General features: G+C 63.0%; 9 protein-coding genes. All 9 read left to right on the top strand.

Translation table 11 applies throughout. From position 1 onward, the window contains the following. Positions 1 to 103 precede the first annotated feature (103 nt). The 9 genes from mnxG (at position 104) to JIO00_RS18445 (ending at position 15,102) form a co-directional block, all read left to right on the top strand. A complete protein-coding gene (mnxG, locus tag JIO00_RS18485; protein ID WP_200666556.1) occupies positions 104 to 5,929 on the top strand; it encodes a manganese-oxidizing multicopper oxidase MnxG in 5,826 nt (1,941 codons plus the stop codon). A gap of 77 nt (positions 5,930 to 6,006) precedes the next feature. Beyond that, entirely contained in the window at positions 6,007 to 7,959 is a 1,953-nt protein-coding gene (locus tag JIO00_RS18480; protein WP_200666554.1) for a YVTN family beta-propeller repeat protein, read from the top strand. Between the two features lie 13 nt (positions 7,960 to 7,972). Then, positions 7,973 to 8,629: an SCO family protein gene (locus JIO00_RS18475; protein ID WP_042932740.1), complete on the top strand. Its 657-nt coding sequence runs from the start codon at positions 7,973 to 7,975 to the stop codon at positions 8,627 to 8,629. Next, positions 8,626 to 9,246, top strand: a complete 621-nt coding sequence (locus tag JIO00_RS18470; protein ID WP_200666552.1) for an SCO family protein — start codon at positions 8,626 to 8,628, stop codon at positions 9,244 to 9,246. The genes JIO00_RS18475 and JIO00_RS18470 overlap by 4 nt, the downstream gene beginning before the upstream one ends. Before the next feature lie 9 nt (positions 9,247 to 9,255). Further along, positions 9,256 to 10,806 carry a cytochrome c/ABC transporter substrate-binding protein gene (locus JIO00_RS18465; RefSeq protein WP_200666551.1) on the top strand — a complete coding sequence of 517 codons (1,551 nt, stop codon included), beginning with the start codon at positions 9,256 to 9,258 and terminating at the stop codon, positions 10,804 to 10,806. Between the two features lie 14 nt (positions 10,807 to 10,820). Next, positions 10,821 to 11,774, top strand: coding sequence for a peptidylprolyl isomerase (locus tag JIO00_RS18460; protein WP_010455698.1), 954 nt, complete (start codon positions 10,821 to 10,823; stop codon positions 11,772 to 11,774). Between the two features lie 219 nt (positions 11,775 to 11,993). After that, a complete protein-coding gene (locus tag JIO00_RS18455; protein WP_077750405.1) occupies positions 11,994 to 12,527 on the top strand; it encodes a response regulator in 534 nt (177 codons plus the stop codon). A gap of 84 nt (positions 12,528 to 12,611) precedes the next feature. Further along, complete coding sequence (locus JIO00_RS18450) at positions 12,612 to 14,318, top strand: GspE/PulE family protein (protein ID WP_200666549.1); 1,707 nt, start codon at positions 12,612 to 12,614, stop codon at positions 14,316 to 14,318. Continuing rightward, on the top strand, positions 14,299 to 15,102 hold the full coding sequence (locus JIO00_RS18445) for a hypothetical protein (RefSeq protein WP_042932742.1): 804 nt from the start codon (positions 14,299 to 14,301) through the stop codon (positions 15,100 to 15,102). The genes JIO00_RS18450 and JIO00_RS18445 overlap by 20 nt, the downstream gene beginning before the upstream one ends.

The following is a 15,102-nucleotide window of genomic DNA, read 5'->3' as shown; positions in this document are numbered from 1 at the left end:
TCAAGTGGCTGAAAACTAACTGAATTATTTATGGCATGCGGATTGCTCAAGCGGATTTGTCGAGAATTATTCCCTGTGAGCACCCACAGCGAGGCCCGTGATCATGACCGGCATACCCAACACTTCGTCCTTGTTTAAATTCGCGCTGTTGGTGGTGTCGATGTTCGGCATCGAGCTGGCTGAGGCGGCCCTGCGCTGCGAGCGCAATCTGGTGGCGAACGTCGTGGCGCTGGATCAGCCGCTGATGTTCAACCGCCTCGGGGCGCAGAACGCCAACGGCATGATGTTCGCCCTGCGCCGTGACGTGGTCGACGACCACAATGTGTCCCTGGCTCAGGGCGGCGCGGCAGTGCCGGGCAAAGTCTCGCTGCGGCCCGACAAGCGTCCGCGTCCCTTGGTGTTGCGGGTGGCCGCTGGTGACTGCCTGACCATCAACCTGCAGAACCTGCTGGCGTATCAGGCCAATCCCGGCAGCCACGAAAACGGCGAGGAAGGGGTCGAGGGGGAGGTCGAAATCGGTGACGTCGAGCAGTTCAAAGTCGATGAGCAGGTCACCGACCGCCACGTCGGCTTCCAGGTCAACGGCATGCAAGCGGTCAACAGCATCGATGACATCGCCTCGTACACCGGGCGCAACGGCAATTCGCTGGTCGCCCCCGGCGGCACCCGTTCCTACACCTTGTTCGCCGAGCGCGAAGGTGCATTCGCCGCCAGCAGCCGTGGCGCGACGTTCGGTGGTGAAGGCGATGCGGGCAACGTTGCCAACGGCCTGTTCGGCCAGGTCGTGGTGGTGCCCAAGGGAGGCCGCAGCTACCGCAACACCGTGACCGAAGAAGAGATGCGCCTGGCCAGCAGCGGCCGCACCCCGGCCGGTCAACCGATCGTCGACTACCAGGCGCGCTACCCGCAACGCGAACCGTGGATCCGTGAAGGCAAGGCCGGCACACCGATCATCAACATGGTCGACGGCAATGAAATCATCTCCAGCGAAAGCGACGCGATTGTGATGGGCAGCAACGCCGACGGCAGCTTCCCGCCGTCGACCTATCCGCTGGAAGCCGTCGGCAAACGCAACCCGGCGATTCCGAACCGGCTGGAACCGTTCCGCGATTTCGCCTCGCAGTTCCAGGATGAAACCGCCGCGACCCAGGCGTTCCCCGCATATTGGGCCGACCCGGTCATGGCCCATGTGCTGGAGCCGACCCGCGACTCGTTCATGATCAACTATGGCTCCGGCGGCATGGGCGCCGAGGTGGTGGCCAACCGGCTGGGTGTCGGGCCGATGCACGATTGCCTGTCCTGCGCCTATGAAGAATTCTTCCTCAGTTCGCACACTGTCGGCGACGTGGCGATGCTGGTGGACGTGCCGGCCAACGCTGGCCTGGAAGGCATTCTTCCAGGGCAGGTACCGAGCGCCGATCAGATTGGGGTCAAGGCGACCATGGCGCTGTATCCGTCCGAGCCGTCCAACGTCAACCACAGCTACATTGGCGACTTCGTCAAATTCCGCAACACCCACAACGGCCACGAGCAGCACATCTTCCACCTGCACGGTCATCAATGGCTGTTCAACCCCAACGATGACAACTCCGACTATGTGGATGCCCAGGGCATCGGCCCGGGTGCCGGCTACACCTATGAAATCGCCAACGGTGGTTCGGGCAACCGTAACCGCGTAGCGGGCGATGCGATTTACCACTGCCACTTCTATCCGCACTTCGCACAAGGTATGTGGAGCATGTGGCGGGTGCATGACGTGTTTGAAGAAGGCACCCGACTCGAAGTGTCCCAGCAAGGTGCCGACGGGTTCCACAGCGAACCCTACGCCTTGCGTAGCGGCAAACCGGCGGCCGGTGCGCGGGCCTTGCCCGATGGCGAAATCATTGCCGGTACGCCGATTCCAGCGGTCGTGCCGCTGCCGGGCAAAGCCATGGCGCCGATGCCAGGCAAGGTCGCGGTGGTGCCGAAAATCGGCGAGACCCTGGTCGCCGGTGGTGGTGACGACGATGACGAAGAAGATGACGACGGCGGCGGTAGCGGCAGCAGCGGCGGCGCTCAGGCCATCGGTTCCCTGGCCCTGGTGGATCGCAGCGAAGCCAACCGCAATGCCGACGGCAGCCTGAAAAACCCTGGCTATCCGTTCTGGATCGGCGGCATGGAAACTTCGGTCGGCCAACGTCCGCCGACGCCACCGCTGGACATGCTCGACGCGGCCAAGGCCCAGTCCTTGAAAACCAGCGGCAACGCCTTGTGGGCCAACCTCGACCCGGCGCAGTCCGGTGGCTGGGATGGCGGCCTGGGGCGTCATTCCCTGGACGGTTTCTCCGCCGGTGGCGTGGCGCACACCATTACCACGTCGCTGGATTTCTCCAAGGAAGTGACCCGCGCCAAACCGATCTACATGCCGGAAGAGGGCACCGAAGTCGAACAGGCGGCCATGGCCTTCCACGCCAAAAAGGACCACCCAAGCTTTGCCTTGCTGCCCGGCAATCAAATCGTGGCGAAGGCCTTCCGCACCAACGGTGCCTTGCCGATTGCCGGCGCGCCTTATTACGAACCGTGCATGGACGACCGGCAGAAACGCCTGACCAGCAGCGCCGGCACCGGCGAGTTTGCCAGCGGTGAACGCATCGACGGCATGTCCTACACCGGCTCCTCGACCTTCACCGCCGACCGTCCACGGGTCTACAAAGCGGCGAACATCCAGTTCGACGCGGTGTACAACAAGGTCGGCTACCACTTCCCGCAAGCGCGCATTCTGGCCCTGTGGGAAGACGCCTGGCCGGTCATCACCAAGCAGCGTCCACCAGAGCCGCTGGTGATGCGCATGAACACCTTCGATTGCGTGCAATACCAGCAAACCAACCTGGTGCCGGCCGTCTATGAGATGGATGACTATCAGGTGCGCACGCCGACCGACGTGATCGGGCAGCACATTCACCTGCCCAAATGGGACCTGACGGCGGCCGACGGTTCGGCCAACGGCTGGAACTACGAAGACGGCGTGCTTTCCCCGGGGGCCGTGCAAGAACGCATCCGCGCCATTCGCGAGTTCAACCAGTGCGAAGGCACCGATCCACGTGACGGCACACCGGCCTGTCCAAAAGCCAGGAATCACCCGTACTTCGGTCAGTATGGCCGGGCGGACTGGGTGGGCGCGCGCACGGCGATGCAGCGCTGGTTCGCCGATCCGGTGGTAAACGCCAAAGGTGTCGACCGTGGACTGGGGACCATTTTTACCCATGACCACCTGGGCCCATCGACTCACCAACAGATTGGCCTGTACGCCACCGTACTGGCTGAACCGGCCGGTTCCACCTGGTTCCATGCCGAAACCGGCGAGCCTTTGTACAGCGGCGCGCGCCAGGACGGCGGGCCGACGTCGTGGCAAGCGGTGGTGTCCACCGGGGACATCGACGGCGACGGCAAGAACGACAGCTTCCGTGAGTTCTTCCTCGAGTACAGCGACTTCCAGCACGCCTATGAAGCCGGAGTGTATGTGGGCGCCGGTCCTAACGGCGTGCCTGATCCACAAACCTTCCCGGCCACCGCGGACAGCTTCCGCTACGCGATCAACCCGCCAGTGCGCAACAACGCCAGCACCTTGCTCGACGGCATCATCGAAGTGCAGGGCGGTATGGTGCCGGGTTGTCCGACTCGGCCATGCCCACAGGCGATTTCGGTCGATGACCCCGGCATGTTCGTGGTCAACTACCGCAACGAACCGCTGGCCCTGCGGGTCTACGACCCGAACAAGGTCGGCCCGGACGGCAAGCGCGGCATGCAGGCCGACGGCCTCGGCGGCGACCTGGCGTACGCCATGCAAAGCCGTACCGACCGCGCCATCCCGGCGATGAACCTGGCACCGAACCTGGTCACCGCCGCCACCGGTCCAACCGGCGGCACCACACTGTTCCCGCCACACGTCAACCGTGGCGGCGCGGAACCGGGTGACCCGTTCACGCCAATGTTGCGCACTTACACCGGTGACAACGTGCGGCTGCGGGTGCATGCCGGCGGTCACGAAGAAGAGCACAACGTGACCCTGCACGGCGTGAAATGGCTGCAAAGCGGTTCCGGCTTCGGCAACAGCTCCAACTCCGGCTGGCGCTCGTCGCAGATGGTCGGTATCTCCGAACAGTTGGGCTTCAACGCGCCGGTCTCGATGCTCTCCAGTTCGGCGGCGGCCACGGGGGATTACCTGTACTCGATGGACGCTTCGATTGAAGGTTACTGGAACGGTATCTGGGGCGTGATGCGCAACTACACGACCCAGCGCAGCGATCTGTTCGCACTGCCAAACAACCCGAAACCGACCGGTATGCGCAACACCGTGGCGTTCGATGGCATCTGCCCACGGTATGGCGCCAACCCGAACGGCATCGGCACCCGGCCGACCGTGCAACGCAACTATGAAGTGGTTGCGGCGCTGGCCAACGACATCCTGCGCAATCCGTTGAACCTGACCATCGGCGATCCGGCCGGTATCGGGCAACACGTGGGTGGGCCGTTGAACCCGGCGGGTGGCACCCTGGTGTTCAACTCGCGGCCGGTGAACATCCCTCAGGTCACCGTGGTCGATCCTGAAGATGGCGAAACCATCACCATCGGCGGTCAAAGCGGCCCGTTGCATGATCCGACTGCGATCCTGTACGTGCGCAAATCCGACCTCGATCCGCTCACTGGAACAATGAAACCAGGTGTACCGGTGGAGCCGCTGGTATTGCGCGCGGCGGCGGGTGACTGCATCAACGTCACCCTGGAAAACCGCTTGCCTGTGGTCATGCCCGACCTGACCCAGACTGCCGTGATGCAAGGGCTGGTCAAGCGAGATCGCAACAATGGCCAGGGCTCGACCATCTTCACCAACAACCTGCTGCGGCCTTCGAGCCATGTTGGCCTGCATGCACAACTGCTGGCGTATGACATCACCAAATCCGATGGCACCAATGTCGGCGCCAACCCGATCCAGACCGTGCCACCGCGCATCGGCAACAGCGGCGCATACCCGACCCGTACTTATCAGTACTACGCCGGGCACCTGGAGCGTGAAGGCAAGCCGATCTCGCAACTGGGCCGCAGTGTCGACAACATCAACGCCACGGCGGTGGAGTTCGGCGGACTGAATATCACGCCGGCGGACCTCATCAAACAACCGCAGAAAGGCTTGGGTGGGGCGATGACCATCCTGCCGGTCGGCGCAACCTGGGTTGAGGATGCGCGTAAAACCAACGCAACGGTCACGGCACCAGGGCAGACCACTTACCGCGACTTTGCGATGGTCTGGCAGAAAGCGTTGAACATCCGCTGGGCCAACGGTCGGCCGGTGGAAGGTATTGCCGCCGAAGGCTTTGGTGTGCCGACCGATCCACAGGACAACTCGAGCATGGCCATCAACTACAAGGCCGAGCCGATCTGGTTCCGCTTCGGGTTGGCGCCGGATGCGCCGTTCGGGCACGCCAATGGCGCCGGTTACGGTGACGTGCCTAACGCGCATATGGCGTACAGCAATGCGCTCATCGGGGGCGATCCTCAGACTCCGGTGCTGTATGTGAAACCGGGGCAACCGTTCCGCACCCATATCCTGATGCCGACCGGTGGCAGTCGCGGCACGACCTTCCAACTGGACGGTCACGTCTGGTCGGTCAACCCGTTCCAGTCGGAGAAGAGCGATACCGGTGGCTATCCGATGATGACACCTGGGGTGGGGTCGGTGCGGTTCGGCTACAACCCGATGTCGATGTACATCGGCGCTCGTGAAAGCATCCTGCCGGCGGCGCACTTCAGCTTCATGCACCCGAGCGCCGGGGGCAGCAACGCAATACCGGGCGACTACCTGTTCCGCGATTACGGCGCCTACGGCAACACCGCCGGGCTTTGGGGATTGCTGCGGGTGACCAACGAGCCAGAACCTGCACCGGCACCGTAAAGCCAGGGATTGGGGGGCTGACACCGCTCGTACCTACAAGGGACAAGGCAGGCACAGATCTGTAAGGGGAGAGGGTAATGAACAGGACTACAAAAATCGCCGGTTGTGGGCTGGTCGTCGCAGTGGCACTCATCAGCTTCGGCGTCTGGCGCACCGCGCCGCCCAACCTGCTGAGCGAAGTCGCACTGCCGAACACCTGGAGCGGTCAGAACCTCTCCCGAGACGGGATTTCGGTGGCGCTTGAGGTCAAGTCATTGGCCAAGGACGGTGTGTTGCGTGAAGGCGAGTTTGCCGACGTGCAGTTCCGCGTCAGCGACAGTGCCTCGGGCCAGCCGTTGTCAGGCGTCAACCCCGGCGCCTGGCTGGACCCGGAAACCATCGCCGCCGACAAGGCTCAGGGCCGCGAGCAAAGCTGCAAATCCCGGGTCGGGGTCTTCCTCAAATCCAGCATTGGCGCGCGGCCGCTGCTCGACCTGAACAGCTACTTCCTGCTGGTGATGAACCGCGACGCCAGTGTCTCGGTGGTCGACCCGTCGGTGTCGGTGGGCGGCATCACCAGCACCATGACGCGGATTGATATCAAGCAACCGCCGATGGACTGGACCACGCCCAAGGACAACAAACGGGTGTTCGTCTCCATGCCGACCGCCGATGCAGTGGCGGTGATCGACAGCGAGCAGTTCAAGCTGGTCGACTCGGTCGCCGCTGGCAGCAACCCGGTGCGCGTAGCCTTGCAGCCGGACGAGCGCCTGCTGTGGGTCGGCAACAATGCCAAGACCGCCGAGCAGTCCGGGGTCACGGTGATCGACACCCGCAGCCTCAAGCCACTCAAACACCTGGCCACCGGGGCCGGGCACCATGAAATCGCCTTCAGCAAAGACAGCCGTTTTGCCTTCGTCAGCAACCGCGACGACGGCACCCTGAGCATCATCGACATCGCCAGCCTGACCATCAGCAAGCAACTCAAGACCGGCTCGCACCCGCTGTCGGTGGCGTACTCGCCGCTGTCCCAGGCGGTGTATGTCGCCGACGGCAAGGACGGCAGCGTGACCGTGGTCGATACCGCCAGCCTCGCGGTTCGGCGGGTGATCAAAATGAAACAGGGCCTGGGGCCGATGGGGTTCAGTGCGGACGGGCGTTTCGGCATCGTCCTCAACACCCTGGAAAACCAGGTGGCGGTGATCGACGCGGCCACCGATTCGATGATCCACGAGCTGGACGTATCCGCCGAACCCTATCAAGTGGTGTTCACCAAGGCCTACGCCTACGTCCGCGGACTGGCCTCGGCCAAGGTCACGATGATCAACCTTTCGTCGTTGGGGGCCGGCCGCACGCCGATCAGTCAGGGTTTCGAAGCCGGGCCCCAGGCGCCACGACTGGCCGGTGATTTGCCCCTGGCCTCGAGCCTGGCGGTGTCGCGGGACGACAACGCGGTGTTCGTGGTCAACCCGGTGGACAACACCACCTATTTCTACGCCGAAGGCATGAACGCGCCGATGTCCGGCTACCCCAATCGCGGGCAGGTGGCGCGGGCCGCCATGGTCATCGACCGCAGCCTGCGCGAGGTCGAGCCAGGGCTTTACAGTTCGCGGATCAAGCTGCCAGCCGCCGGGCGTTTCGACGTGGCGTTCCTGCTCAACCAGCCGAACATCATCCATTGCTTCACGGCGCTGGTTGAGCCAGACCCGAACCTCGCCACGCTCCCCGGCGTGCCAAAAGTCGAGTTCATGCTCGATAAATCCACGGCCGCCCTCGGCAGTCCTTACACCGTGCGGTTTCGCATTGTTCAGGGCCAGCAGAAGGCACAGCGCAGCGGGGTCAAGGACGTTCAGGTGCGCTACTTCCGTGCTCCGACTTCCCGGGCCCAGCAAGTCGCGGCCCTTGACGTGGGCAATGGCATCTATGAAGCCCCGGTGACCCTCGACCAGAACGGCGCCTGGTACCTGCACGTGCGTGCGGCGTCCCTTGGCGCGAGTTTCGATGACAAGACCTTTGCCAGCGTTCGGGTGATTCCCGGCGATGCCCACTGAAGAGGAAACCGACATGAACCGATTCGCACACCGTGGACTGCTGACGTTCTGCCTGTTGGCCGTCGGCATCGGCCAGGCCCTGGCGCACTCGGCGGATGAACACGCCGGGCATGACATGCCGGCCAAAAGTGCCAGTTCGGAAAGCGCCCAGGTCAAATTCGCCGACGTTGCGCTGGTGGACCAGAACGGCAAACCGGTGCGTCTGGAAAAGGACCTGGTGACCGACAAAATCGTGGTCATGAGTTTCATCTACACCAGCTGCACCACGGTGTGCCCGGTGGTGTCCTCGATCATGGGCAAGGTGCAGAAGCAACTCGGCGCCCGGGTCGGCGAGGAGGTGCAACTGGTGTCCATCAGCATCGACCCGCAGCGCGATGACGCCAAGCGTCTCAACGACTACGCCCGCAGCTTCCAGAAGGGGCCGGGCTGGAGCTGGCTGACTGGCAGCTCGCAGTCGATCAACGAGACCCTCAAGGGCCTCGGCTCCTTCAGCGGTGACTTCAAAAGCCATCAACCGCTGATTCTGGTGGGGGACGGCAACAGCCGCCACTGGACACGCTATTACGGTTTTACCGACCCGACCGTGCTGACCCGCCAGGTCGAGAAACTCAGCGGCCAGCGCAACGCCCACGCCAAACACACGGCCATTGCCATGGAGCACCAACCATGAAAGCCCTCGCCTTGATCTTCCTTACGATGTGTTTTTGCGTCATCAGCTTTATGGCGTTTTCCCACGAAGGACACCAGGAGCCGGCGCCGGCGGTGGCCGCTGCGCAACCGGCCGGCGGCACCCAGGATGCGAAAACCTGGTTCACCGACACGCCGTTGCAGGACCAGAACGGCAACACGCTGCGTTTCTACAGTGACGCGCTACAAAACCGCGTGGTGTTGCTTAACGTGATTTTCACCAGTTGCAACGATGCCTGCCCGCTGATCACCCAAAAGCTCAAGGAAGTCCGCGAAGTGCTGGGCGACAAGGCCGATGGCATCACCTTTATCTCCCTTACCAGTGATCCGCTGCGCGATACGCCGGCGGTACTCAAGGCTTACACCTTGAAGCAGGGCGTCGATGGCCCCCACTGGCTTTTTCTCACCGGCGACAAGGCACAAATGGACCTTGTACTGGGGCGCATCGGCCAGATTGTGCCGACTCCCGAGCAGCACTCGACGCAGCTGATTGTCGGTGACGTGGCCAACAAGCGCTGGAGCAAGATCCGTCCCGATGCACCGGCCGCCGCCATTGCCCAGCGCTTGCAGTTGCTGACAATGCCCGTGGCCAGTCGTTGAGCACGCGCCATGAACATTGCCCTCGTCCTCGGCCTGCTACTGATTGGCGGCATCAATCTCGCCGCCAATGCGTTGCCGCTGAGCCCCAGCGAAAGCGCCGGTAAACGGCTGTATCGCGAGGGCGTGTCGGCAAGCGGTGAGCCGATCATGGCTCGGGTGGGCGCGGCGGGCATGTTGCTGCCCGCCACCAGCCTGCCCTGCGCCAATTGCCATGGCGCCGATGCCCAGGGGCGACCCGAAGGCGGGGTACGGCCGCCGGACATCAGCTGGTCGCGGCTCTCCAGCGGTTACGGGCAACAGCAGATCAACGGTCGCAATTACCCGGCCTACACCGAGGGCGCACTGGCCCGGGCGATCCAGGAAGGGCGCGATTCGGCGAATAATCGGCTCGACCCGGCGATGCCCCGGTTCGTGCTGTCGATGAATGATCAGCGCAACCTCACGGCCTACCTCAAGCGCGTGGCCGATGATCGCGACCCCGGGTTGACCGCCGACAGCCTGCACTTGGGCACCTTGTTGCCGAGGCAGGGGCCGCTGAGCACGGAGGGCGCCACGGTGGCGGCGGTGCTCAAGGGCAGCGTGGCGCGGATTAACGAGGCGGGCGGGATCCATGGCCGGCAATTGCGCCTGACCATCCTCGATCCGGGCCCGGACCGCGCCAGTGCCAAACAGGCGCTGGATCGCTTGATTGAGCAGGAACAGGTGTTCGCCCTGATCGCACCACTGGCACCTGCGCTCGACGCCGAACTGGTCACGCGGCTGGAACGCGCCGGCATTCCACTGATCGGGCCGCTCTCGTTGCAGGGCATGGCCCCGGCCAGTCGGCAGATTTTCGAACCGCTGTCAGGGCTGCGCGAGCAACTGATCGCCTTGGCCGACTACGGTGCCGCCAATTTGCGCTTGCTCCAGGGCCCGACGCTGATTGTCTACCCGGACGAGCCGAGCCAACAGGAGGCGGCGCAGCACCTCGGCCAGTACCTGCAAGATCACGCCTGGCAGCAAGTGCGGCTGCAGGCCTACAACTCGGCGCAGGACGAGTTGCCGCTGGGCTCGCGATCGGTGTTTTACCTGGGCAGCGGCGTCGGTTTCAGTCGCTTCGCCGAGCGCCTGCAAACGGCGGGGCAGGTGCCTTACCTGTTCGCCGCGTCGAATCAGGTGGCAGGTGACCTGTTTCAATTGCCCAGCGGGTTTTCCCGGCGAGTGTTTCTGGCCTATCCGTTCGTGCCCAGTGACTGGACGCTGGCCGGGCGCCTGGCCTTGACGCAACTGCGCGAGCACCAGGGGCTCGGCGGTGAGCACGCGGTGCTGCAAGTCGGCGCCTACAGTTCGATGCTGCTGCTCAGCGAAGGCATGAAACAGGCCGGGCGCGACGCCAGCCGCGAAAAACTCATCAGTGCCCTGGAAGGGTTGCACGATTTCGACACCGGGCTGACCCCGCTGCTCAGCTTCGGTCCGGGTCGCCGACTGGGCTTGAGCGGTGCCCACATCGTCACCGTAGATTTGCCCGACCAGCGCTTCTTTCTGGTCGCACCGTACAAACCGATTGCCGTGACACCCTGAAAAGAGGGCTGATGATGAAACTCAAGACGCTGCTGATTCTGCTGACGATGTGGGTCCCCGTGGCCTTCTGCAGCAACGGCCCGGCTGCCGCACGGGTCAATGGCGAGGAAATTTCCGAGTTCCGTCTCGAGCGCTATTTTGCCGAATACCTGGAGGACCAGGGCCGCGCAGTGGGCAGCATTCGCAACCCCAAGGCGTACAAGCAATTGCGCCAGAAAGCACTGGATGCGCTGATCGATAAGGAGTTGCTGTGGCAGGAAGCGCGCAAACGCGGGGTGAAGATCAGCGATGAGGTCGTACAAAGCCAGGTTGAGCAGACGCGGCAAGCGATGGGGGGGGCCGAGGTGTTCGCCCGCCGGCTGGAAGACGCCGGTTTCAACGAAGCCACCTTTATCGAGTACACGCGCCGTGAGCTCGCGGCGCAAAAGGTGTTCGCCGACCTGCTCCAGGTGGCTGAGCCGGACGAAAAACAGGTCCGCGCGTTCTACGAGGAACACCGCGCCGAAATGAGCACTCCCGAGCAAATCCAGGCGCGGCACATCCTGGTCAAAGTGCCTCAGGGCGCCGATGCCGCCACCGTTGAAGCCGCCCGGCTACGCTTAGAGGAGATGCGGGTGAAAATCAGCCAGGGCGAGGACTTTGCCAGCATTGCCCGGGCCGGCTCCGAAGATGCTTCCGCCACCGAAGGCGGGGATCTGGGCTATTTTCCCCGTGGGCGCATGATGCCGGAATTCGAAGCCGCGGCATTTGCGCTGGCGCCGGGATCCGTCAGCGCGCCAGTGCGCACACCGTTGGGCTGGCATTTGATCTACCTACAGAACCACCAGGAGGCGGCCGATGTCTCAGAAGCTCAGGGACTTGAAATGGTTCGGGCTTACCTTGCCCGACAGCAAAAGTCCCAGGCTCGTCTACAAGTTCTGGGGCAGTTGCGATCAAGCAATCGAATCGAGCGGATTGACGACGATTGAAGGTTCCCCCCCAAATGTGGGGAAAGCTTCAGGGGCAATTCCGAGCGCTTCCCCGCCTTTGGGGGACGGGGTTCCTGAACGAAAAGATTTTTTCATGAAAATCATAGAGATGAAGCGGTCGAAAACCGGCGCTCAGTCTGGCATGAAGTGTGCGTTAGCCTAATTAAGGCGCGTACTCCCAGGCACGAATATCGGACCTGCGGTTTCAAGGAGTCCACCTTGTTAAACAAAGTACTGGTTGTTGAAGACGAACAGCTGCTGGCGGAAAACCTCCAGGGTTACCTGCAGGCGCAAGCGCTGGAAGTCCGGATAGCTCACAACGGTGAAACAGCTATCGGCGAAGCCAAAAGTTTTTCACCCGATGTGATGGTGTTCGATTACCGCTTGCCAGACATGGAAGGCTTTCAGGTGCTCGATGCCGTCCGCCAGAACAGGAACTGCCATTTTGTGCTGATTACCGGGCACCCAACCGCTGAAGTCTGTGAGCGGGCCCGGCAACTGGGAGTCAGCCATATCCTGTTCAAACCGTTTCCATTGGCGGAATTGGCCCGTGCAGTCTGTGACCTTTTGGGGATGGAGCGCGAACCCAAAGCAGGCATGAGCAAGTCCGAAGGATTCGTCGAACGACGCCAGAGCAGGACCGAAAGCTTCCCGCTGCAGTTGTACGACGGCAGTTGGGTGCTGGCAGATCGTCGACGAACTCCATCGACCTCCAAGGCACCAGACGACCAACAATTGCTCACCGGGGAGTAGTGGCGCGACAAGACGTTCCGGCATACGCCGCAATGGCCTGCCGCGTCGACAGGGCTCAAAGCCCCCGGCGTTGGAGAGCATGCCATGGACCGTCTATCCCTTGCCGTAGAACCGGCGCAGTTGGAATGTGTACCGTCTCGCTTTTCCAGTGAACAACTGGCCCAGGCCCGGGCCCTGGCAACCGGTTCCGGCGAGCGGGTTCTGGAGGCCCTCGGGGGGTTGTGCGAACTGGCCCCCATGCCCTTCATCCAGTGCCTCGGCGCTACCCTGCATTATCCGGTGCTCGACACCGACACCCTGTTTCAAGCCACCCCGGTGTTCGACCGGGTCACCCTGGCCCAATGCCTCAAGCGCGAATTCATCCTGCTGCGTCATGACGATGCGGTCATTGGCGTGTTTGCCGATCCGTTCGACACAACCCGTCTGGCGTGGATCGACGACTGCCTGCACGGCGCGCCGCTGTACCTGGTGCATGCCGACGACCTGAAAGCCTACCTGGCGCGTCACGAAGAGAGTTTCCACGCGGTGGAATCGCTCAACGCCCAGGCCGACGCCAATGTCGAAATCGACACCCTGCAAAGCCTGTCCCTGACCAGCATCAGTGAAGACGCCAGCGTGGTGGTCAAACTGGTCAACTCGACCCTCTACGACGCGCTGAAAATGCACGCCAGCGACATCCACCTGGGCACCACCGGCAGCGGTCTGGTGATCAAGTACCGGATCGACGGCGTGCTGAACAACATCAGCAAAATCCAGGGCAGCGAGTTCGCCGAGCAGGTGATCTCCCGGGTCAAAGTCATGGCCGAACTGGACATCGGCGAAAAACGCGTGCCCCAGGACGGTCGCTTCAAGATCGGCATCAGCGGCCGGCAGATCGACTTCCGGGTCTCGATCATGCCAAGCATTTTTGGTGAAGACGCGGTGCTGCGGGTGCTCGACAAACAGGACCTGGCGGACAAGGTCAGCGGCGTGCAATTGCAAGCCCTGGGCTTTGAAGAAAACACCCTGCGCCAGCTGCGCCGGTTGGCCGCCGAACCCTACGGCATGGTGCTGGTGACCGGCCCGACCGGCAGCGGCAAGACCACCACCCTCTACGCCATGATCACCGAGATCAACCACGGCGTGGACAAGATCATCACCATTGAAGACCCGGTGGAGTACCAACTCCCGGGCGTGCTGCAAATCCCGGTCAATGAAAAGAAAGGCCTGACCTTTGCCCGTGGCCTGCGCTCGATCCTGCGCCATGACCCGGACAAGATCATGGTCGGTGAGATCCGCGACCCCGACACCGCACAGATCGCCGTGCAATCGGCCCTGACCGGGCACCTGGTGTTCACCACCATTCACGCCAACAACGTGTTCGACGTGATTGGCCGGTTCACCCAGATGGAAATCGACCCTTACAGCCTCGTCTCGGCCCTCAACGCCGTGCTCGCCCAGCGGCTGATCCGCCTGGTGTGCGCCAGTTGCAGCGTGCCGAGCACCCCGACCGATGAAGAACTACGCCTCTCAGGGCTCGATCCGCAAAAGGTCGATCACTACCACTTCGTCCATGGCAAAGGCTGCGGCCATTGCCGCGGCACCGGATATCGCGGGCGGACCGCGATTGCCGAGCTGCTGCACCTGGACGACGAACTGCGGCAGATGATCGTCGAGCGCCAACCCGTTTCGAAAATCAAGGCACACGCTTGCAATCGTGGCTTGCGCTTGTTGCGCGAGTCCGCTCTGGAACTGGTAGCTGAGGGGCGGACCACGCTCGAGGAGATCAATCGTGTCACTTTTGTCTCGTGATCGTTATGTCGCCGTACTCGGCGCCAGTGGTGTCGGCCTGGGTCAGCGCAAGGGTGGCGACACCTTGTGGCTGGGCAGCGTCGGCTTTATCGACGAAGGCTTCCATGCCTGGGCCGTCGCCCTCGAAACCCTCGACCGTTTGCTGGGCGAACACGCCCCGGCCGGTGCGGAACTGAGCGTGGTGGTCTCCGGTCACTTCAGCCGCTTCTGCCTGGTGCCCTGGAGCGAACAGATCAGCAGCCCCGACGAATTGCTCGGGTTTGCCCAACTGTGTTTCGAAGACCTCTACGGTGTACCGGCCCAACCCTGGAGCATGGTGCTGTCGGCTGAACCTGCGGGTTACGACCGGATCGCCACCGCGCTGCCGCAAGACTTGCTGACGCGTTTGCGCAATCTGGTCAGCGGTCGCGGCCTGCGCCTGCGGTCGGTACAGCCGTACCTGATGGCGGCGTTCAATCACTTCGATAAAAGCCTCGACGCCGGTGACTTCCTGTTCGTGGTCGCCGAGCCCGTACGCAGTGTCTTGCTGCTGGCCAGGGAAGGGCGCTGGACCTCGGTGCGTTCGGTGGGCAGCAGCGACAGCGATGCCGCACTGACCGCGCTGATCGGCCGGGAAAGCCAGTTGCAAGCCTCCATCAGCGAGCGGCCGCTGAACGTTTACCTGCACGCGCCAGCGCGGATCGAGGTACAGCCCGACGTGCCCGGTGTGCACTTGCGCACCCTCGAAGAAGACCGGACAGCCGTACACGATTGTTTGTACGTGATGTCCCGGGCGGTGGCCTGA

This window comes from Pseudomonas sp. SW-3 (genome assembly GCF_016615645.1).
GTDB lineage: Bacteria > Pseudomonadota > Gammaproteobacteria > Pseudomonadales > Pseudomonadaceae > Aquipseudomonas > Aquipseudomonas mandelii.
This window is presented reverse-complemented; position numbering and strand designations above follow the sequence as displayed.

Excerpts from the sequence above, each read along its gene's own strand:
- JIO00_RS18480 (WP_200666554.1), top strand. The coding sequence starts at position 6,007 with ATGAACAGGACTACAAAAATCGCCGGTTGTGGGCTGGTCGTCGCAGTG.
- JIO00_RS18465 (WP_200666551.1), top strand. The coding sequence starts at position 9,256 with ATGAACATTGCCCTCGTCCTCGGCCTGCTACTGATTGGCGGCATCAAT.
- JIO00_RS18470 (WP_200666552.1), top strand. The coding sequence starts at position 8,626 with ATGAAAGCCCTCGCCTTGATCTTCCTTACGATGTGTTTTTGCGTCATC.
- JIO00_RS18475 (WP_042932740.1), top strand. The coding sequence starts at position 7,973 with ATGAACCGATTCGCACACCGTGGACTGCTGACGTTCTGCCTGTTGGCC.
- mnxG (WP_200666556.1), top strand. The coding sequence starts at position 104 with ATGACCGGCATACCCAACACTTCGTCCTTGTTTAAATTCGCGCTGTTG.
- JIO00_RS18450 (WP_200666549.1), top strand. The coding sequence starts at position 12,612 with ATGGACCGTCTATCCCTTGCCGTAGAACCGGCGCAGTTGGAATGTGTA.
- JIO00_RS18460 (WP_010455698.1), top strand. The coding sequence starts at position 10,821 with ATGAAACTCAAGACGCTGCTGATTCTGCTGACGATGTGGGTCCCCGTG.